The organism is Olsenella sp. An285 (genome assembly GCF_002159625.1).
Lineage (GTDB): Bacteria > Actinomycetota > Coriobacteriia > Coriobacteriales > Atopobiaceae > Thermophilibacter > Thermophilibacter avicola.
Window position 1 is genome coordinate 188,034 of the sequence record NZ_NFIZ01000001.1, and the last position, 19,565, is coordinate 207,598.

Sequence of the window (19,565 nt, forward strand, 5' to 3'; positions counted from 1 at the left end):
ATGGGGTACCATGAGCACATGCAAAAGATAGCCTCTCTGGACATTCTGGGTGACGAGGACCTGCAGCGGCGGGTCGTGCGGGTCTCGCTGGTAGCGGCGGGTGCCACGGCGTTCGCCGCCGCCGTCGCCGGCGTGGCGACGGGCGCGCGAGAGGTCTCCTCCGCCCTCTGGTGGGCGGCGCTGGCCCTGGGCTGCTTCGTGCCGCTGCCCGTCCACGAGCTCGTGCACGGCGCGGCCTTCAAGCTGCTCTGCCCGGGTTGCCGCGTGTCCTTTGGCTTCCAGGACGCCTTCCTCTACACCAAGACCGACGGCGCGGTGGCGTCGCGCGGCCGCATGGTGGCCGTGCTTCTGGCGCCGGCGGTGCTGGTGACGGCGGGCGTCGCGGCCGCGGCGCTCGCGATGGGGTGCCCGCTGCTCGCGGTTCTTCTTGCCGGGTTCCACCTCTCCGGCTGCGCCGGCGACGCGCTCATGGCCTGGGCTGCGCTCTCCGAGCCCCGCTGCACCCACGTCCGTGACACGGACGTGGGAATCGACCTGCTCTCGAGGGAGGTGGCGCCATGACGCCGCTCTTGCTGCACGCGTGCTGCGGGCCGTGCTCGCTCGAGCCGGTGCGCCTTCTGCGCGAGGAGGGCTTCGAGCCCACCATCCTCTGGACCAACCCGAACATCCAGCCGCTTGCCGAGCACGCCCTGCGCCTGTACACCCTGCTGGCCTGGGCCTCGGACGTCGCCCACGTGGACGTGATCGTTGCCGGCGACGACCGCGCGGCCTGGGAGCGCGCCTGCGCCCCGGCCGGCTTCGACCGCGAGCGGCGCTGCCGAGCCTGCTACGCGCTGCGCCTGGAGGAGGCGTGCCGCGTCGCCCGCGAGCGGGGCTTCGAGCACGTCTCGACCACGCTCGCGGTCTCGCCGTACCAGCTCTTCGACGCCTGCGGCGAGATCCTCCGCGCCGCCGCGGCGCGCCACGGCCTCACGCCCGTGTGGCGCGACTTCCGCCCGTTCTACCCCGAGGCCACGCGCGAGTCCCGCGAGCTGGGCATGTACCGCCAGAACTACTGCGGCTGCCGCTTCTCCGCGGCGGAGGCAGCCATCGAGCGCCACGAGGCGCGTGACGCCCGCAAGGCCGCCAGGGCCGCAGCGCGCAAGGGCGCGTAGGCGCGGCCGTTCGGATGGCGCGGATTCTTACCTGACGTCGTGAGAGGTGCGGCATCTCGACGGTTCTTCTCGCCAGACCGTCGTCTTCTCGCACCTCAACGTGAGGGGTGCGGCGGCGCGACACTTTCGTGGCTCAAAGCGTCGCGGATTCGCACGCCAACGAAAGTGGTGCGGCCGCGCGACGCTTTCGGCCCTGAGACCGTCGCTCTCCCGCACTTCAACGTGAGAGGTGCGGCCGCGCGACGCTTCCGACGCCCAAAGCGTCCCCCGCCCGCACCTCGCTCCGCCTGTCTGTAAGGATTTGGCAAGGGCGCCCGCCCGTCCTTCTCGCCCGCCGGCCCGTGGGCTACCGTGGTGGGGCCCGCAACCCCAAGAGGCAAGAAGGACGGTGTGAAATGATCGAGTGCCTGCTTACGAGCGCGAGCGGAACCATGGAGAGGGTGGAGGCCCCGTGTCCGGGGTGCTGGGTCAACGTCGTCGCGCCCACGGACGACGAGCGGGCATGGCTCGAGGGCGAGCTCGGCGTGCTCCCCGAGTTCGTGCGCTCGGCGCTCGACGAGGAGGAGACCTCCCGCGTGGACTTTGACGAGGACGAGCGCCAGATCTTCGTCATCGTGGACTACCCGGTGGTCGACGAGGACGGCACCGTGCGCGCCTCGCTCCCACTCCAGTACGACACCATGCCCCTCACCATGGTCTTCCTCCCCGAGAAGAGCCTCTTCGTGACCATCAGCATCCGCGAGAACGAGGTGGTCGCGGACCTGAGGGGCGGCCGGGTCCGCGGCGTGGACACCCGCTACCGCACGCGCTTCCTGCTGCAGGCGCTGCTGCACATCAGCCAGCTCTACCTCGTCTACCTGCGCCGCATCGACCGCATCTCCTCCAGCACCGAGGCGCGGCTGCACGCCTCCGTACGCAACGAGGAGCTCATCCAAATGCTCAACCTCGAGAAGTCGCTCGTGTACTTCTCCACCTCGCTCAAGGCCGACGAGGTGACGCTCAACAAGATCGCCCAGGGCCGCATCATCCCGCTCTACGAGGACGACCAGGACCTCCTCGAGGACGTGCTCGTCGAGGTGCACCAGGCCATCGAGATGGCCAACATCTACGCGGGCACCCTCTCCGGCACCATGGACGCCTTCGCGAGCATCATCTCCAACAACCTCAACATCGTGATGAAGGTGCTCTCCGTGATCACCATCGTCATGGCCATCCCCAACATCGTCTTCGGCTTCTACGGTATGAACGTCGAGCTTCCCTTTGACGGCGTGCCCCTGCTGGACAACTGGGCGTTCCCGCTGCTCCTTGCCGCGGCGGGCTGCCTCGTTGCCGCATGGATCTTCAAGCGCAAGGGCATGTGGCACTAGCAAGAGGAACGCGCGGGGCGCGAGTGCTATCGTAGAGCGCTGGAAAACCGCCGAAAGGACACCCATGCGCACCGACGACTTTGACTACCCGCTGCCCGACGAGCTCATCGCCCAGGCCCCCGCGGAGCCGCGCGACTCGTGCCGCCTCCTGGTGCTGCACCGCGAGGACGGCTCCGTCGAGCACCGTCGCTTCACGGACGTGCTCGACTACCTCGAGCCCGGCGACCTGCTCGTGGCCAACCGCACGCGCGTCATGCCGGCGCGCCTCGTGGGGCGCAAGCGCGGGACGGGCGGCGTCTGCGAGACGCTCCTCCTCAAGCGCCGCGAGGACGTCGACGCGCTCGGCGGCGTCTGGGAGTGCCTGGTCAACCCCGGCAAGCGCCTGCGCCAGCCGGGTACCGTCATCGAGTACCGCGCGGGAGGGCTGCACGCCCCGGAGTCCGCGCCGGTGGTGCTCACGGGCGAGATCGTGGACTTCGTCGAGGGCAGCAAGGGCGGCCGCCTCGTGCGCTTCTCGCCGGCGGGCGAGAAGGACGACGGCTCGCCGCGCACCCTGGACGAGGCCATCCACGCCGCAGGCCACGTGCCGCTGCCGCCCTACATCACCCAGTACGAGGGCGACCCCGAGAAGTACCAGACCGTCTACGCCATGAGCGAGGAGCACTCGGCGGCGGCCCCCACGGCGGGGCTCCACTTCACGCCGGAGCTCATCGAGCGCATCCGCGAGAAGGGCGTGGGCTGGGCGACGGTTGAGCTCGAGGTGGGCATCGACACGTTCCGTCTGGTCACCGAGGACGACCCCACCCAGCACGTGATGCACACCGAGCGCTACCACGTGCCCCAGGAGGTCGTGGACGCCGTCCACGCCACCAAGGCGGCGGGCCACCGCGTGATCGCGGTGGGGACGACGTCCGTGCGCTCGCTCGAGAGCGCCTGGGAGGAGAGCGCCACGCCGAGCGAGCCGCCCGTGGCCGCGCGCCGCTTCGAGGGTGCCGCCGGCCGCGGCGACATCGTGGCGCGCGAGAATGCCGCTACGAACCTCTACCTCATGCCCGGATCCGACTTCCACGTGGTGGACGCGATGATCACGAACTTCCACGTGCCGCGCTCGACGCTCATGATGCTCGTCTCCGCCTTTGCCACGCGCGACCAGATCATGGACGCCTACCACGCCGCGATCGAGGAGCGCTACCGCTTCCTCTCCTTCGGCGACGCCATGCTCATCGAGTAGTCGCACGGGGTCCTGACAGGGGGACGGGGCTCTGACAAGGGGGGCAGGGTTGTTTGTCAGGTAAGAACCTGACAAACAACCCTGCCCCCCTTGTCAGAGCCCCGTGCGAACGCTTGTCTAGCGCGTGAGGATGAGCACCACGATGGCGATGACGGCAATGAGCGCCACCGCGATGATCGCACCAAAGACCACGCGGTCGCGGCGGGTGCGCTCCCTGAGGCTCTTCTCGCCGGCGGCGAGCTTCTCGACCGTTCCCCGCTGCTCGTCGAGCGCGGACCTCTGCTCCTCGATGCTCGCGCGCAGGCGCTCCGTCTCCTCCGGGGTGGCGTGGATGGACTCCGCCTCGTCCACGAGGGCCTGGGCTGCGTCGTGGCGCTCGGCGGCGTCGTCGTAGGCGGCCTTGGCCTCGTCGGTCTGGTCGCGCAGCGCGGAGATCTCGTCCTCGATCTCCTTCTCCTCGGCGCGCGCCTTCTCGAGCAGCTCGTCGTATTCCTTCTTGTGGGTGTCGTGCTCCTTGCGGGCGGCCTCGGCCTCGCGCTGGGCCTCCTCGAGCGACTTGCTCTGCGTCCAGAGGTGCGTCTGCGCGGCGTCGACGCTCTCCTGCGTCTCCCGCGTGGCGGCGGCGACCTCCGCCTTGGCGGACTCCACGTGCGCGAGCTCGGTCACGATCTCGCTCTGGAGCTGCGAGACGGCGCTCGGGGCGGCCTTGCCCTCCTGGGCGCGGCGCAGCTCGTCCTGGGCCTTCCTGAGGCGGGCCTGCGAGCTGTCGAGCGCCCTGTTGGCGGCGGCGACGCTCTGCTCGCGCCGCTCGGTCGCGGACTTCACCTGGCCCTCTGCGGTCTTGACCGCGCGCTTTGCCTCTGAGACCACGCGGTTCGCCTCGTCGAGGCGCTCCTTCGAGGACTCCGCGATTCTCTTGTAGGGCCTGAGCTCGCGCTCGTTGTCGGCCTTCAGGCGCTCGAGCGCGTCCTCGCGGCGCTTGGCCTCGCTCTCGAGGCGCTCGACCTCGTCCTGGTGCGCGGAGAGCTCCTCCGAGGTCTTCTCGACGATGGCGCCCTGCTCGGAGACGATGCCCTCGTAGCCGGCCTCCACCTCCTCGCGGTGGGCAAGCGCGGCCTCGTCCTCCTGGAGCGCCTGCTCCATCTCGCGCAGCTGCGAGCGGGCGGAGGAGTGGCGCCTGGAGGCGGCGCGGACGTCGCGCACCGCGGAGAGCCCGCTCATGAACGAGGACGCGGCGGCGCTGGCTGCCCTGCGGCTCGCCTCGAGCGCCCTGCGCCCGGCCTCGGAGCCCGCAGCCTCGGGGCTCGTGCCCTCGCCAGCGTCCCGGCTGTCGCTCGCGCTCGAATTCGCGCCGTCCGCCGATGGTCCGCCCAGCTCCCTCGGATCGTCAGACATTGCGCCCTCCTCTCGGACGAGCCACGCGCCCGTCTTGCTCTTCGTGCAGGTGGTCGCCGGTGTGCGACCCCGTACATTATATCGTGCCCACGTCGCCCTCGCTGCTCCCGCGAAATCCGCTCAGCCCCCGTTTTGCATCCTTGGCGAGAACGACCATGCCAAGATGCCCTTCGTTTGTTAGGATATGTTTTGTTTTCGGGGGATCAGATATTCCCCGTACCGTAGGGAAATCTGGAAAGGGAGTCCGCAACATGGTTTCTAAGCAGACGAGCATCATCAACGCCACCGGCCTTCACGCGCGTCCCGCGTCCGTCTTCGTGACCGAGGCCAAGAAGTATCAGTGCAACGTCACCATCAAGAACGTCGACAAGGACTCCGCTCCTGTCAACGCCAAGTCCATCATGATGATCCTTGCCGCCGGCCTCGGCACCGGCACCAAGGTCGAGGTTGCCTGCGACGGCGCTGACGAGCAGGAGGCCCTGGACGCCCTCATCGCCCTCATCGACTCCGGCTTCGGCGAGTAGTCAAGAGGCGAGAAGAGCATCTTCTGGATGTGGTGGCCCGGCGCCCGCGCGGCGTCGGGCCTTCTTTGTGTACGATGGGATGCCTTGCTTTCGACTATGGTCGGCTGGCGAGAAGGACCTTGGGGACTGTCCGAGCGCAGGACCTCGTGGTCCTTCTCGCCAGCCGACTCCCACGAGCGGAGACAACATGGACCAGAGCCTGTTCACCTATGACGTCATAGCCGAGGATCCCGGCACCCACGCCCGCGCCGGCGTGCTCCACACCCCGCACGGCGACGTCCCCACGCCCATCTTCATGCCGGTGGGGACCAAGGCCACGGTCAAGGGGATCATGCCGTCCACCCTGCGCGAGCTCGGCACCAAGATCCTCCTTGCCAACACCTACCACCTCTCCATGCGCCCCGGGGCCGACCTCGTGGCGGAGATGGGCGGCCTCCACGACTTCATGCGCTGGGACGGCCCCATCCTCACCGACTCCGGCGGATTCCAGGTTTTCAGCCATGAGGAGTTCTTCCGTCTTTCCAGGGACGGGGTTCGCTTTCGCGCCATCGACTACGACGGAAAGTGGATCACCTGGACGCCCGAGGAGAACATGGCCATCGCCCAGAAGCTCGGGGCGGACATCGTGATGCAGCTGGACCAGTGCGTGGGCTATCCCGCGCCCCGGAAGAAGGTCGAGCGCTCCGTGGAGCTCTCGAGCTATTGGGCAGAGCGCTGCTATGCGGCCCATACCCGCCCCGACCAGGCGCTCTTTGGCATCGTCCAGGGCGGGATGCACCTTGACCTGCGCCTGAGGTCGCTGCGTCACCTCGAGGAGATCGGCGACTTCCCGGGCTACGGCATCGGCGGCTACTCGGTGGGGGAGGACCACGAGACCATGTTCGAGACCCTCGAGCCGCTGGTCTCGGAGCACATGCCCCGGAACAAGCCCCGCTACCTCATGGGGGTGGGCAACCCCACCACGCTGGTGCGCGCCGTCGGCTGCGGCGTGGACATGTTCGACTGCGTCCTTCCCACGCGCACGGCGCGCACGGGGTCGGCCTTCTCCAGCGAGGGGCGCCTCAACTTCCGCCACGCCCGCTTCGCCCACGACCCGCGCCCCATAGACGAGGCCTGCACCTGCCCCGCCTGCCAGGCCGGCTTCTCGCGCTCCTACCTGCACCACCTCGTTCGCCAGAAGGAGATGCTCGCCGGCATCCTCATCTCCCAGCACAACATTCACTTCCTGCTGGACCTCATGCGCCGCGCCCGCGAGGCCGTCGTCGCCGGGACATACGGCGCCTTCGTCGAGGAGTGGATGGCCTCTCCCGCCGCGCGCGACTGGTAGCGCCGGCGCCGCGTGCCCTCTTCGCGTTGCGCTATCATTGACCGGATTGACAACGGGGCCCATGGCCCGAGCAACCGAAGAGGCACAGATGGCAGACAAGAAGAACCAGGCCCGCGCGGGCGAGGCCGAGAAGGACGAGAAGACCACCGGCGTGAGCCGCTGGAAGCAGGAGGAGGGCGGCGGCAAGAAGCGCCGTCGCATCCGCTCGAGGAAGGGCCTGCCCAAGGGCGCGGGGACCCAGATCTTCGCGCTCGTGGTGGCGCTCGCCCTCGTGGCGTGCGCGGTCGCCGCGGCGTGGCCGCCCGCCGAGCGCCTGGGCTGGGGCACGGACTTCGCCGGCGGCGCCTCCTACACCTACGTGGCGGACTCCGACGCCGACCTCGCCTCCGCGGCCGGCATCGTCCGCTCGCGCCTCGAGCGCATGGGCGCGACCGGCGCATCCGTCACCGCCGAGGACGGCACGCTCACCGTGAAGCTCCCCGCCGCGCATGACGACGCCAGCGCGGTGGAGGAGGCCACCGGGGTCGGGACCCTCGAGCTCGTGCGCCTTGACGCCGTCTCGGACGCCGACGCCATCGCCCGCATCCAGAGCGGCTCCACGGACGTGACGCTCGAGGAGGGCACCTACGAGCCCTTCATCCAGAGCTCCCAGATAACGTCCGCCGCCGCCGTCCTCACGTCCTCCACGAGCGCGAGCTACGGCCTCACGCTCTCCTTCGACTCCGAGGGCGCGGCCGCCTTCGAGGAGGTCACCGCCGAGCTCGCGCCCGTCTACGGGCAGATCCTCATCGTCGCCGACGGCACCGTCGTCGCCGCCCCGCAGGTGAGCCAGGCCATCTCCGGCGGTCAGGTGAGCGTCTCCGCCGGCCTCACGCAGCAGGAGGCAACCGGCATCGCCGCGGCGGTCGAGACGGGCGAGCTGCCCTGTGCGCTCACCCAGCAGGCCTCCGAGTCCGTTGCCCCCGTCGTGGGCACCTCGCAGTTCCTCCAGGCCGTCATCGTGGCCGGTGTGGTGGTGCTCGCCCTGCTCGTGGCCCTTCTCGTCTGGATGCGCCTGCTCGGCCTCGTGGCCTGGGCGGGCCTCGTGGCGCTGTGCTTCTTCGAGGTGGGCGGCCTTGCACTCCTCTCCGGCGAGGGGATCTTCGTCCCCTCCGTCACCGCGTACCTCGCCGCCGCCGTGGCGGTCCTCGTGGTCTTTGCCGCGAGCCTGTACTACCTGGCCGGCGTGCGCTCCCGCATGCGCGCGGGCACCAACGCCCGTGACGCCGTGCGCGTCACGCTGCGCGCCCAGTCGCGCGAGCTCGCCGTCGTGGCGGCGGTGCTCGCCGTGGGCGGGACGCTCCTCTACTTCTTCTACTCCTTCGGTGGCTACCCCACGTTCTCCTCGGGCCTGTGCCTGCCGGTGGCCGTGGTCTCCGGCGCGCTCTCCGTCCTTCTGGTGACGGTCCCGCTGGTGCGCCTGGCGGCCCTCGGTCCCATGCGCTCCCACCCCGGTGCCTGGGGCGTCTCTCGCAGAGACGCGGACGAGCGGTAGATGCCCGGCCTTTCCGACAGCCGCCGCTGGAGCGTCCTCGCGGCGGACCCGGAGGCGGAGCGCTCCCTCGCGGCCGAGCTCAAGATCTCGCCCCTCGTGGCCCACGTCCTCGCGGCCCGCGGGCTCAGGGAGCCGCGCGAGGCCCGGGAGTTCCTCTCGCCCTCTCTCGCGCGCGACTGGGCCGACCCGCTCTGCATCCCCGGCATGGGGGAGGTCGCCGACCGTCTTGAGCGCGCCCTCGACCGGGGCGAGAAGATCGCGGTGTTCGGCGACTTCGACGTCGACGGCATGACCTCGACCTGCCTGCTCACGCTCGGCCTGCGCCGCCTGGGCGGCAGCGTGTTCCCGTTCATCCCGCACCGCTTTGGCGAGGGGTACGGCCTCTCGCGCGAGGCGCTCGCCCGCGTGCGCGAGGCGTGCGACCCGGACCTGGTGGTGACCGTCGACAACGGCATCGCGGCGGCAAGGGAGGTCGAGTGGCTCGTGGCCGAGGGCGTCGACGTGGTGGTGACCGACCATCACGAGCCCGCCGACCTCGTGCCCGAGGGCGTGCCCGTGACCGACCCCAAGCTCTCCGACACCTGTCCCTCTCGCGACCTCGCGGGGGCCGGCGTGGCCCTCAAGCTCGTGTGCGAGCTCGGGCGGCGCCGCGGCGAGCCCGACCTCTGGCTCGAGTTCCGCGACGTGGCCGCCCTGGGGACGCTCTCGGACATGATGCGCCTCTCGGGTGAGAACCGCGCTCTCGTCTCCGAGGGCATCGAGCTCATGCGCCGCGGCGCTCGCCCCGGCCTCTCGGCGCTCGCCGCCACGGCCGGGCTCGACATCGCCGAGGCCACGGCGGACAGCCTGCCCTTCTCCATCATCCCGCGCCTCAACGCGGCGGGCCGCATGGGCTCCACGGACGCGGCGCTCGACCTCCTCCTCACGGACGACCCCGCCGAGGCGGTCACGCTTGCCGGGCGGCTCGAGGCCGTGAACTCGGAGCGGCGCGAGACCGAGGCCGCCCTCGCGGAGGCCGCCCTCGCGGAGGTCGAGCGCACCTACCGCGGCGGGCGTGCCGTCGTCGTGGGCGGCAGGGGCTGGCACGAGGGCGTGAAGGGCATCGTCGCCTCACGCCTCGTGAGCCGCTACCACGTCCCCTCGATCGTCTTCACCATCAACGAGGAGGGAATCGCCCGCGGCTCCGGCCGCTCGGTGGGCTCCGTCGACCTCTTCCATGCCGTCGAGCAGTGCTCGGACGTCCTCGTGCGCTTTGGCGGGCACGCCGGCGCGGTGGGCATCACCTGCGAGGCGGCGCGCCTGGACGAGTTCCGAGAGCGCCTCGAGCGGGCGCTCGACGAGCTTCCCGCTGAGCAGTTCGAGGACACCGGCGAGGTCACGGCCGTCGTCTCCCTCTCCGAGCTCACGGTGGAGAGCATAGACGCCCTCGAGAGCCTCCAGCCCTTCGGCCAGGGGAACAAGAAGCCCCTCTTTGCCGTCACGGGCGTGAGCATGCGCAGCCGAGCTCGCGTGGGCGCCGACGGCTCGCACCTGCGCTTCCTGGCAACCGATGGCGCGAATTCCGTCGCCGCTATCATGTTCCGCGCGCCGGACCCGGAGCGCGCCGCCTCCTGGGAGGGCGTGGTCGACCTCGTCTTCGAGGCAGTCAACGAAACCTGGCAGGGGAGGATCAAGCCAAAGCTCATGGTGAAGGACATCCTCTTCCGTGACGTTGCCGGTCTGGGGGACCCCTCCCTCGCAGACGAGCTCCTCGCCCAGGCGGAGGATGAGATGATGCCCCGCCCGGGTGCCGTGCGCCCCGATGCCCGCCCGTCTTGCCCCGAGGGCGCGTCCGAGCTCCGCGCCGAGCTCTCCTGCCTCTCTAAGGAGGAGCTGACGGACGCCCTGCGTCGAGCCCTCATAGGTGACGCCGCGCTGCTGCCGGCGCAGGCGGCAGCCCTCGACCGCCTCTCCGCGGGCCGCTCCTGCCTCGCCGTCATGGCAACCGGGCGCGGAAAGTCGCTCGTCTTCCATCTGCACGCCGCCCGCGAGGCCCTGCGATCCGGCCGCGCGAGCGTCTTCGTGTACCCGCTCCGCGCCCTCGTGGCGGACCAGGCCTTCCACCTTTCGCAGGACCTCGCGCCCCTGGGGGTGTCCGTCGAGGTGCTCACCGGCGAGACTCCCGGCCCCGAGCGCGAGCGGGTCCTCTTGGGCCTCGCCGACGGGACGGTGGACGTCGTCCTCACGACGCCCGAGTTCCTCTCCATCCACCGCGCGCGCTTCGCCGAGTCCCGGCGCGTGGGCTTCCTCGTGGTTGACGAGGCCCATCACGCCGGCGCCTCCAAGCCCGGGGACAGGGACGCCTACCTCGAGCTTCCCGCCATCCGCCACGACCTTGGCGAGCCCGTGTGCCTTGCGGTGACGGCCACCGCGGCGCGCGAGGTGGCCGCGCGCGTCTGCGATCTTCTCGCCATATCTCCCGATGACGTGGTCGTGGACGAGGCCGTGCGCGGCAACCTCGTCATCGACGACCTCCGCGAGCTGCGCGACCGCGACTCCGCCCTGGCCTCCATCGTCGCCCTCGGCGAGAAGAGCGTGGTCTACGTCACGTCGCGCGACCAGGCCGTCTCGCTCGTGCGCATGCTGCGCCACCGCGTGCCCGAGCTCGCCGCTCGCGTGGCCTTCTACCACGCCGGCCTCGGGCGTGACGTCCGCGCTCGCGTGGAGCGCGCCTTCCGGGGCGACGACCTCTCCTGCATCGTCTCCACGAGCGCCTTCGGCGAGGGGGTCAACCTGCCGGGGATCCGCCACGTGGTGCTCTTTGGGCTCCCGCTGGGGCAGGTCGAGTTCAACCAGATGAGCGGTCGCGCGGGCCGCGACGGGGCGCCGGCCACGGTGCACGTGCTCTTTGGGTCGCGCGACGTCTCCCTCGACCAGACGCTCCTCAGCGCCGCCGCGCCCCCGCGCGAGCGGCTCGTGACGCTCTACCGCTCGCTCCTCTCGCTCTCGAGGTCGCTTGGGGAGTTCCCCCTCGACGACGCCCTCATCGCCCGCGAGGCGCTCTCCCTCGACCCGCGAGCCCCGATCTCCGCCGGCGAGGTGGAGACCGGCGTCACGGTCTTCTCCGAGCTCGGCTTCTGCGCCGTCTCCGGCTGGGGGGAGGACCGCGTGGTGAGGATGGCGCCGGCCCCCTCCCACATGGAGCTCGCCCGCTCGGTCTGCTACGCGGAGGGCCTGCGGGCGCGCGCCGCCTTCGAGGAGTTCAGCGCCTGGGCCCTTGGTTCGGCCGCCGACGAGCTTCTCGCGCGCGTCAACCGTCCCATCACCCCGGACTTCGGTATTATTTTCGGGGAAGGGAAGGAGAGTCCCCATGCCCAGCAACGATAGGCCGCCCGCCTCGGCGCCCGTCCCGGCGAGCTCCGCGCCCGCCGCCCCCGCCCCGGTGGCCTCCAAGCCGCAGCCCAAGCCGGTCCCCGGCGCTGCCAACTTCCGCCTCCTCCAGTCCGCGTGTGAGGCCTACCTCGACACCGAGGGGTGCGAGAAGGTCGAGCGCGCGTACCGCTTTGCCGCGGACTATCACCGCGACCAGCGCCGCCGCTCCGGCGAGCCCTACATCAACCATCCCGTCGAGGTCGCGCTCATCCTCGCGCACGACCTGCGCATGGACGAGGACACCATCTGCGCGGCGCTGCTGCACGACACGGTGGAGGACACGCCCGCAACGCTCGACGAGCTCAAGGAGCTCTTCGGCGAGACGGTCACCGACCTCGTGGACGGCGTGACCAAGCTCACCTCCATCCAGGTCTCCTCGATGGACGCCAAGCAGGCGTGGAACCTGCGCAAGATGTTCCTGGCCATGAGCCGCGACATCCGCGTGGTCATCATCAAGCTCGCGGACCGCCTGCACAACATGCGGACGCTGGCGGCCCTCCCGCCCGATCGCCGCCAGTTCAAGGCGCGCGAGACCATGGACGTCTATGCGCCGCTCGCGGACCGCCTGGGCATCTCGTCGGTCAAGTGGGAGCTCGAGGACCTCGCCTTCTTCTGGCTCGAGCCGGACGAGTACCAGCGCGTCGCGCGCATGGTCCAGGACTCCCGCGCCCAGCGCGAGGACGACACCGAGGCGGCCATCAAGACGCTCGACGACGAGCTCAAGGCCGCCGGGCTCAAGAACTACCAGATCACGGGTCGCCCCAAGCACCTCTGGAGCATCTACCAGAAGATGACCCGCAAGGGCCGCGAGTTCTCCGACATCTACGACCTCATCGCCCTGCGCGTGATCACGCAGACGGTGGGGGACTGCTACTCGGCCCTGGGCGCCGTCCACTCGCTGTGGAACCCGATGCCCGGCCGCTTCAAGGACTACATCGCCACGCCCAAGGCCAACCTCTACCAGAGCCTGCACACCACCGTCGTGGGCCCGGACGGCAAGCCCATCGAGATCCAGATCCGCACCGCGGAGATGCACGAGGCCTCCGAGTACGGCATCGCCGCCCACTGGCTCTACAAGAAGGAGGGCAACTCCCGCGGCCGCATGAGCGCCGAGGACCGCGCCATCGACTCCACCATCAACTGGATCCGCAAGACCCTCGACTGGGCCACCGAGGACGACATCGACGACCCGCACGAGTTCCTCGACAACCTGCGCGTGGACCTCTTCGAGCACGAGATCTTCGTCTTCACGCCCAAGGGCGAGGTCATGAGCCTGCGCCGCGACTCCACGCCGCTCGACTTTGCCTACGCCGTCCACACCGAGGTGGGCAACCACTGCGTGGGCGCCAAGGTCAACGGCTCGGTGGTGCCGCTCTCCTACAAGCTCAGCATGGGCGACCGCGTGGAGATCCTCACCAACAAGAACGCCAAGCCGTCGCGCGACTGGATGGGCATCGTGGTGATGCCGTCCACGCGAGCCAAGATCCGCAAGTTCTTCTCGACCCAGAACAGGAACGACGACGCCGAGGCCGGGCGCACCGAGCTCGCCCACGAGCTGCGCAAGCGCGGCTACGGCATCTCCACCAAGCGCACGGTCAAGGCCATCGCGCGCGTGTGCGAGCACTTCGAGCTCCGCACCCCGGACGACCTCTTTGCCTGCATCCACACCGGCAAGGTCTCCGTCAAGCAGGCGGCCAACCGCATCGAGGAGATCCTCGAGGAGGGATCGCCCGAGCAGATCGCCGCCGCGGCGGCCGAGGCGGAGAGGCGCGCCGAGCACGAGCGCGCCATGGCCACCGGCACGCCGGTCATGAAGTCCTACGCGCTCACGCAGGCCGCGCGCGGCAAGCGCAAGCGCAGCAACTGCGGCGTCGTCGTGAAGGGCGACCCCGATCTCCTGGTGCACCTGGCCCACTGCTGCAACCCCGTGGCGGGCGACGAGATCGTGGGCTTCATCACGCGCGGCCGCGGCGTCTCCGTGCACCGCTCCAACTGCCCCAACGTGACGGACCTCATGAGGAACCCCGACCGCATGATCGAGGTCGCCTGGGACACCTCGGGTGCCACCGAGTTTCGCGTGGAGATCGTCGTGGAGGCAACGGACCGCATGGGCCTCCTCAAGGACATCACCGTCGCCATCGGGGACGCGGGGGCCAACATCCTCTCCGCCGCAACCCAGACGAGCGCCCAGGGCGTCGCGCGCCTGCGCTTCCTCGTGGCCATCTCGGACGCGAGCCTGCTCGACGTGCTGCTCTCCGCCGTGAGCCGCGTGCCCTCGGTCTACGACGCGCGCCGCATCATGCCCGGCGAGGGCGCCAACCAGATGAAGCAGCGCGTGCGGTAGCGGCGGGCGAAGGCGCCCGCCGCCGCGCAGCCTTTCGCCAAACGTTGCAGGTAGTGGTTACTACCACGTCTAGTACACTAATTGGTTAGGTTAGAAGGTCATTTTATTTTTTACGGTCACACTACCTGTGACGTTGCCGGACTCCAAGAGGAACGAGGAGCGCATGACCGAGAAGGACCGAGACGAGCTGCGGCAGTTCGTGGTGACGCCGCTCCAGACCAACTGCTACGCCTACGTGAGCGCCGGCGAGTGCCTCGTCGTCGACCCGGGCGGCTCCGGCGCGGCCGTGGCCGAGCACCTCTCCGACGTGCGCGTGACCTGCGTCGCGGCCACGCACGGCCACGGAGACCACGTGGGCGGGGTCGCCGCGCTCTGTCGCGCCACGGGGGTGCCCTTCGCGCTCCACGCTGCCGACGGCGAGCTCGCGCGCCACGCGGGCGAGATGAGCGAGGTGGGCCGCAGCTACGACGAGAACGCTCCCGCCGCAGACCGCACGCTCGCAGAGGGCGACGTCATCTCCGTTGGCACGGCCACCTTCACCGTGATGGAGACTCCCGGCCACACGCCGGGCGGCATCGTCCTTCTGGGCGGTGGCACCGCCGAGGGCCTGGCCTTCGTGGGGGACACGCTCTTTCCCGGGAGCCATGGGCGCACGGACCTCAGGGGCGGCGACGAGCGCCAGATCCTGGCGTCCCTGCGGCGCATGGCCGCCGAGATTCCGCCCGAGACCATGCTGCTGTGCGGCCACGGACCCGAGACGTCCATGGCGGTCGAGCTGGCAAGAAACCCGTTCCTGCGCTAGGACGGTTCGGGCGGCGCGTTCTTCTCGGCTCTGCCGTCCTTCTCGACGGGCCGCTGAGCCTCTTGATGGGCCGGCACTTCTCGTCGTTTCACGAGGGGGTGCCCGCACTCATGAGTGCGGGCATCAGGTGCGGGCACATTTGGGCTCTGGGCACATCGAGTGCGCTCCGCCTCTTGAGATGTGCGCGCAGGTGCCCTCATTGGGTGCTGTGAAGGCCGCACTCAACACAGTGCCTCCCGGACGGTGCGAGCCGTGGGTCAGCGAGTCGTGATGATGGGTGGGGGAGTGGTGGTGCCCGAGGCGGGGCTCGAACCCGCACGAGTTTCCCCAACGGTTTTTGAGACCGTCGCGTCTGCCAATTCCGCCACTCGGGCAAGGGGCGCGTTTGCCTATGCGAGAAGAACTATAGCAGACGCCGCGTTTTTCTCGCCAGCGGGGTATATAGTGAGCGTGTTCGAACTGCAGCCGATCGAAAAAGGGAGAAACGCCATGGCACTCTCGAGCGAGGTCACCGCCGTCCTCAACGACCAGATCAACAAGGAGATGTACTCCAGCTACCTCTACCTCACCTTTGCGGACTACTATGACGACCGCGGTCTCAAGGGCTTCGCCAACTGGTACGAGATCCAGGCTAAGGAGGAGATGGACCACGCGCTGGCCATCCGCCGCTACCTCCTGGACAACGACTTCCGACCCACGATGGAGGCCATCGCCAAGCCGGACAAGACCTTCGACACCGACCTCGCGCCGCTGGAGGCCGGCCTCGAGCACGAGGAGTACGTCACGAGTCTCATCCACCACTGCTACGAGGTCGCGCACGCCCAGCACGACGTCCGCACGATGAAGTTCCTCGACTGGTTCGTGGAGGAGCAGGGCGAGGAGGAGACCAACGCCCGCGACATGATCACCAACATGAAGCTCTTTGGCTGCGACCCCAAGGGCCTCTACGACCTCGACCGCGAGTACCAGGCGCGCACGTACGTGCAGTCCGCCTCCCTCAAGCTCTAGGCCAGACAAAGGTGCCAGGGCCGTTTGCCGGGATGCCCTGACAAGCGGCCCTGCGCCCCTGTGGGACGCGCGACATGTGGAGAAACGCTGGCGAGAAAAACTCGTTGCCCGGGCGCATCCCGCGTGCTATTCTCTCCTAGTGTGCTTTTTGCGAAGTGGGATCGAACTTGGGTCCCCACCTACACGGCGCCTCAGGGCAGCTGTCTGGTCAGACAACGTAGCAGTTCTTCTCGCCCCAGGCGAGCGATGTCTCCCGGATGCTGTCTGCCGGGAGCTTTTTTATGCGGCGAGAGCCGCGCGGAGAGGAAGGTGTGAACGATAGCCAGGAACGACGGTCCTCGCATTAACGAGGAGATCACTTCTCGCACGTGCCGCCTGATTGGTATCGACGGCTCGCAGATGGGTCTGTTTGGCGTGCGCGACGCCCTTCGCATCGCTCGCGACCAGGGTCTCGACCTCGTTGAGATCGCCCCCAACGCGGAGCCCCCCGTCTGCAAGATGCTCGACTACCGCAAGTTCAAGTACGAGCAGGACCGCAAGGCCAAGGCCGCGCGCAAGAACCAGGCCAAGGTCGAGGTCAAGGAGATGAAGTTCCGTCCCAAGATCGACGTGGGCGACTACGAGACCAAGAAGGGTCACGTGATGCGCTTCCTCAAGAAGGGCGCCCGCGTCAAGATCACGATCATGTTCCGCGGCCGCGAGATGGCCCACCCGGAGCAGGGTCGCATGGTGCTCGATCGCCTTGCCGAGGACCTCAAGCCCTTTGCCACGGTCGAGCAGCAGCCTCTCATGGAGGGACGCAACATGCACATGACCATCGTCCCGATCAAGGGCGCCTTTGACGAGAAGCCCAAGGACGCGGACGAGAACGTCACTACGGAGAAGGAGAACTAGACATGCCGAAGATGAAGACGCACAAGGGTACGGCAAAGCGCTTCCGCCGCACCGGCACCGGCAAGATCATGCGTGCCAAGGCGTTCAAGAGCCACATCCTCACCAAGAAGTCGCCCAAGCGCATCCGTGGCTTCCGTCAGGAGACCGTCATCGCCGACGCCGACGTGAAGACCGTCTCCCAGCGCATGGGTTCCAAGTAGGCGCTCCGCGCTTTCCGTTTGCAGTTTCCAACAAGGAGTTGATCAGATATGGCACGAGTCAAGCGCGCCGTCGCCGGCCGTAAGAAGCGTCAGACGCTCGTCGAGCGCACCAAGGGTTACTACGGAGTCCGCTCCCGCACCTTCCGCGGCATGAAGGAGCAGGCCCAGCACTCCGGCCAGTACGCCTACCGCGATCGTCGCAACAAGAAGCGCGACTTCCGCGCCCTGTGGATCCAGCGCATCAACGCTGCCGCCCGTATGAACGGCCTCTCCTACAGCCAGTTCATGCACGGTCTCAAGCTCGCCGGCATCGAGCTCGACCGCAAGGTCCTCGCCGAGATCGCCTACAGCGACGAGGCCACCTTCGCCGACATCGCCGAGGTCGCCAAGAAGGCCCTCGCCGAGTAAAGTTGACAAGGGGACAGTCCCTTTGTCATGTTATGCGCCCCGGGTTACGACCCGGGGCGTTTTTTTGTCTGTCGTGACGTTCGCATATCGCCCGCGACATGACAGCCGAGCGGGCGTTTCCTACGATGGGGCCACAGACGGACGCAAGGGAGGCGGTCATGCTACGGACGAGAAGGACGCTGGGGCTGGTGGCGCGCTTCGCCGCGTGGGCGGCGTGGCTTGCGACGATGCTCTTTGTGCCGGGTGCGCTGCGGTACGCGAGCTACCTGGAGAAGTTGACGGAGGGTTGGGCTGACCCCTTCGACTTGTGGTTCTTTGTGCCGTGGAGCGCGGCCATTCCGCTTGCCTTTGTGGCCGCCGCGCTGACGTTCTCGTTCCGGGAGCGCATTGCCGGAAGACGCAGCGCCTTCGTGATTGCGGCCGTGGCTGCGCTCGTGGCATATCTGGGGATTTCGTCCGCCTATTACCTTGGCGCCTTCGTGACGGAGTATGCACTGCGCGGCTTGCTGGTCCTTCTCGAGAAGGTGGCGCGCTACACGGCGTGGGGGCTGTGGGGGTCCGCGCTGGTGACGTGGGTGCTGCCTGCGGAAACGCTCGCTGAAAAGGTGGGCTCTCCGCTTGACGGGCGTCCCGGGGCGGAGGCGCTCACGGAGCGCGAGCGAGAGGTGGCGGAGCTTCTTGTCTCGGGGAGCACGCAGGCGCATGCGGCCGAGGCGCTTGGCATTAGCGCCTCCTCCGTGGGCACGTACCGGGCGCGCGCGTGCGAAAAGCTCGGGGTAGCCTCGCTTGACGAGCTGGTGCCGCGCGCCTATGGGGCGGCGTCCGTCCCGTCGCGGCTCGACGTGGGCGCTGCGGGCTCGCTGCCGCTCATGGCGCTCGCGCTCTGCGCGGGGATGATCCTGCACTACGTGACGGGCTATTCTCCGTACCTCAGTTTTGCGTCTCAGGTCGATCTGGTGGCGGTCCCCGTCCTCGCGCTCACGGTGCCCTGGGGCTGTCTGTTCGCCTATGCACGGCTGAGGGGCATGCGGGTGCGGCATCGCGAGGCGAGTGGCCGGCTGGTGCTGGTGCTGGTGACCCTGGTGGCGTTCGGCTTCTCTGCGGGCGGGATGGATCCGCTCTGGGTATCCCCGCCCTCCCAGGGCGCCCCTCAGACCATGGTGAGCCTGAGCCTTGTCGCGCTCGTTGGGTACGTGGCCTCGCTGGTGCTGTTCGCCCCGCACCTGCTGTGGCCGGTCGTGCGGGAGGTCACGACGCTCGACGAGGAGCGCTGCGTGCTCTACCTGCGCGGGCGTGGCGCGGGAGAGCTCCAGGCGCGCGTGCTGACCGAGATCGCGCTCGGGCGCAGCGCGCCGGAGATCTGCGAGGCGCTGCACGTTGCCCGTGGCACCGTCAACGCCTACCGCGCGCAGGGCTACGAGCTTCTGGGGGTGCACTCGAGCAAGGAGCTCGCCGATCTTCTCGCCCGTGACGTGGGGCGGGTACCGTCTGCCGGCAAAAGGGAACCGTCTGCGGAAGACTCTGCAACGAGTGCGTAAACACCGCTTGCGCGGGAACAAAAAAAGTAACGTTGTCAATCGTCGCTACCCACAAAGCGACCGGCAGAGGAGGCGAGTCCAATGAACATTGATCTGGTAGCAGGGTTTGGACCCGCCTTCCGCGCGACCGAGACCCTGTAGCTTCGGGCGAGCGCACTCGCCAACGTCTCCGATTCGTTTATCGGTTTGGGTCGTTGATAGAAGCTGCGGAGCGGGTCCAGACATCGAATCGCTGGCTGTCCGACATACAACGCAGCGACACGGGTGATTCCAAAGTACAGACGAGGCGGGGCGGCGCAATGGGGCGCCGCCCCTGTTTTGTGTGCTCGATTGCTGGCGCTCTCTGGCACCTCCTGAAGGGTATGCACAGTGCGCATACCGGGTATGTACACCTCGCTTCGAGGTTCTTCTCCCAAAACCGCAGGCCA

General features: G+C 68.8%; 16 protein-coding genes and 1 tRNA gene. 15 read left to right on the forward strand and 2 right to left on the reverse strand.

Going from position 1 to position 19,565, the window contains the following annotated elements; all coding sequences use genetic code 11:
* Positions 1–18: 18 nt before the first annotated feature.
* From B5F79_RS00900 to queA, 4 genes are all read left to right on the forward strand, one after another.
* Positions 19–561 (forward strand): DUF3267 domain-containing protein, encoded by a 543-nt coding sequence (locus B5F79_RS00900; RefSeq protein ID WP_158094800.1) that lies wholly within the window; start codon positions 19–21, stop codon positions 559–561.
* Positions 558–1,154 (forward strand): epoxyqueuosine reductase QueH, encoded by a 597-nt coding sequence (locus B5F79_RS00905; protein WP_087217023.1) that lies wholly within the window; start codon positions 558–560, stop codon positions 1,152–1,154. The genes B5F79_RS00900 and B5F79_RS00905 overlap by 4 nt, the downstream gene beginning before the upstream one ends.
* Before the next feature lie 395 nt (positions 1,155–1,549).
* Positions 1,550–2,521: a magnesium transporter CorA family protein gene (locus B5F79_RS00910; RefSeq protein ID WP_087217024.1), complete on the forward strand. Its 972-nt coding sequence runs from the start codon at positions 1,550–1,552 to the stop codon at positions 2,519–2,521.
* A gap of 64 nt (positions 2,522–2,585) precedes the next feature.
* Complete coding sequence (queA, locus tag B5F79_RS00915; protein ID WP_087217025.1) at positions 2,586–3,752, forward strand: tRNA preQ1(34) S-adenosylmethionine ribosyltransferase-isomerase QueA; 1,167 nt, start codon at positions 2,586–2,588, stop codon at positions 3,750–3,752.
* Between the two features lie 117 nt (positions 3,753–3,869).
* Here queA and B5F79_RS00920 read toward each other — a convergent pair whose 3' ends face one another.
* The gene (locus tag B5F79_RS00920) at positions 3,870–5,147 is read right to left on the reverse strand and encodes a hypothetical protein (protein ID WP_087217026.1); all 1,278 of its coding nucleotides are present in this window, start codon (positions 5,145–5,147) and stop codon (positions 3,870–3,872) included.
* Between the two features lie 251 nt (positions 5,148–5,398).
* Between B5F79_RS00920 and B5F79_RS00925 the strand changes: the two genes are divergently transcribed.
* The 6 genes from B5F79_RS00925 (at position 5,399) to B5F79_RS00950 (ending at position 15,089) form a co-directional block, all read left to right on the forward strand.
* A complete protein-coding gene (locus B5F79_RS00925) occupies positions 5,399–5,671 on the forward strand; it encodes an HPr family phosphocarrier protein (protein ID WP_075280393.1) in 273 nt (90 codons plus the stop codon).
* Positions 5,672–5,858: 187 nt separating this feature from the next.
* A complete protein-coding gene (gene tgt / locus B5F79_RS00930) occupies positions 5,859–6,998 on the forward strand; it encodes a tRNA guanosine(34) transglycosylase Tgt (RefSeq protein WP_087217027.1) in 1,140 nt (379 codons plus the stop codon).
* A gap of 88 nt (positions 6,999–7,086) precedes the next feature.
* Positions 7,087–8,532 (forward strand): SecDF P1 head subdomain-containing protein, encoded by a 1,446-nt coding sequence (locus B5F79_RS00935; protein WP_087217028.1) that lies wholly within the window; start codon positions 7,087–7,089, stop codon positions 8,530–8,532.
* Positions 8,533–11,898, forward strand: coding sequence for a single-stranded-DNA-specific exonuclease RecJ (gene recJ / locus B5F79_RS00940; RefSeq protein ID WP_087217029.1), 3,366 nt, complete (start codon positions 8,533–8,535; stop codon positions 11,896–11,898).
* Positions 11,882–14,287, forward strand: a complete 2,406-nt coding sequence (locus B5F79_RS00945) for a RelA/SpoT family protein (protein WP_087217030.1) — start codon at positions 11,882–11,884, stop codon at positions 14,285–14,287. Before recJ ends, B5F79_RS00945 begins: the two co-directional genes overlap by 17 nt.
* Before the next feature lie 163 nt (positions 14,288–14,450).
* The gene (locus B5F79_RS00950; RefSeq protein ID WP_087217141.1) at positions 14,451–15,089 is read left to right on the forward strand and encodes an MBL fold metallo-hydrolase; all 639 of its coding nucleotides are present in this window, start codon (positions 14,451–14,453) and stop codon (positions 15,087–15,089) included.
* Between the two features lie 289 nt (positions 15,090–15,378).
* Here the strand turns inward: B5F79_RS00950 and B5F79_RS00955 are convergent.
* Positions 15,379–15,463, reverse strand: a tRNA-Leu gene (locus B5F79_RS00955).
* A gap of 115 nt (positions 15,464–15,578) precedes the next feature.
* Between B5F79_RS00955 and B5F79_RS00960 the strand changes: the two genes are divergently transcribed.
* From B5F79_RS00960 to B5F79_RS00980, 5 genes are all read left to right on the forward strand, one after another.
* Entirely contained in the window at positions 15,579–16,097 is a 519-nt protein-coding gene (locus B5F79_RS00960) for a ferritin (RefSeq protein ID WP_087217031.1), read from the forward strand.
* Positions 16,098–16,415: 318 nt separating this feature from the next.
* Positions 16,416–16,991 carry a translation initiation factor IF-3 gene (gene infC, locus B5F79_RS00965; RefSeq protein ID WP_087217032.1) on the forward strand — a complete coding sequence of 192 codons (576 nt, stop codon included), beginning with the start codon at positions 16,416–16,418 and terminating at the stop codon, positions 16,989–16,991.
* Positions 16,992–16,993: 2 nt separating this feature from the next.
* Positions 16,994–17,191, forward strand: coding sequence for a 50S ribosomal protein L35 (gene rpmI / locus B5F79_RS00970; protein WP_087217033.1), 198 nt, complete (start codon positions 16,994–16,996; stop codon positions 17,189–17,191).
* A 48-nt stretch (positions 17,192–17,239) separates the two neighbouring features.
* Complete coding sequence (gene rplT, locus B5F79_RS00975; protein WP_087217034.1) at positions 17,240–17,599, forward strand: 50S ribosomal protein L20; 360 nt, start codon at positions 17,240–17,242, stop codon at positions 17,597–17,599.
* Positions 17,600–17,757: 158 nt separating this feature from the next.
* Positions 17,758–19,137: a helix-turn-helix domain-containing protein gene (locus B5F79_RS00980; protein ID WP_143786194.1), complete on the forward strand. Its 1,380-nt coding sequence runs from the start codon at positions 17,758–17,760 to the stop codon at positions 19,135–19,137.
* Positions 19,138–19,565: the final 428 nt, after the last annotated feature.

Excerpts from the sequence above, each read along its gene's own strand:
- queA (WP_087217025.1), top strand. The coding sequence starts at position 2,586 with ATGCGCACCGACGACTTTGACTACCCGCTGCCCGACGAGCTCATCGCC.
- B5F79_RS00980 (WP_143786194.1), top strand. The coding sequence starts at position 17,758 with ATGCTACGGACGAGAAGGACGCTGGGGCTGGTGGCGCGCTTCGCCGCG.
- B5F79_RS00910 (WP_087217024.1), top strand. The coding sequence starts at position 1,550 with ATGATCGAGTGCCTGCTTACGAGCGCGAGCGGAACCATGGAGAGGGTG.
- B5F79_RS00905 (WP_087217023.1), top strand. The coding sequence starts at position 558 with ATGACGCCGCTCTTGCTGCACGCGTGCTGCGGGCCGTGCTCGCTCGAG.
- B5F79_RS00925 (WP_075280393.1), top strand. The coding sequence starts at position 5,399 with ATGGTTTCTAAGCAGACGAGCATCATCAACGCCACCGGCCTTCACGCG.
- rplT (WP_087217034.1), top strand. The coding sequence starts at position 17,240 with ATGGCACGAGTCAAGCGCGCCGTCGCCGGCCGTAAGAAGCGTCAGACG.
- B5F79_RS00950 (WP_087217141.1), top strand. The coding sequence starts at position 14,451 with ATGACCGAGAAGGACCGAGACGAGCTGCGGCAGTTCGTGGTGACGCCG.
- rpmI (WP_087217033.1), top strand. The coding sequence starts at position 16,994 with ATGCCGAAGATGAAGACGCACAAGGGTACGGCAAAGCGCTTCCGCCGC.
- B5F79_RS00900 (WP_158094800.1), top strand. The coding sequence starts at position 19 with ATGCAAAAGATAGCCTCTCTGGACATTCTGGGTGACGAGGACCTGCAG.
- recJ (WP_087217029.1), top strand. The coding sequence starts at position 8,533 with ATGCCCGGCCTTTCCGACAGCCGCCGCTGGAGCGTCCTCGCGGCGGAC.
- B5F79_RS00945 (WP_087217030.1), top strand. The coding sequence starts at position 11,882 with ATGCCCAGCAACGATAGGCCGCCCGCCTCGGCGCCCGTCCCGGCGAGC.
- tgt (WP_087217027.1), top strand. The coding sequence starts at position 5,859 with ATGGACCAGAGCCTGTTCACCTATGACGTCATAGCCGAGGATCCCGGC.
- B5F79_RS00920 (WP_087217026.1), bottom strand. The coding sequence starts at position 5,147 with ATGTCTGACGATCCGAGGGAGCTGGGCGGACCATCGGCGGACGGCGCG.
- B5F79_RS00960 (WP_087217031.1), top strand. The coding sequence starts at position 15,579 with ATGGCACTCTCGAGCGAGGTCACCGCCGTCCTCAACGACCAGATCAAC.
- B5F79_RS00935 (WP_087217028.1), top strand. The coding sequence starts at position 7,087 with ATGGCAGACAAGAAGAACCAGGCCCGCGCGGGCGAGGCCGAGAAGGAC.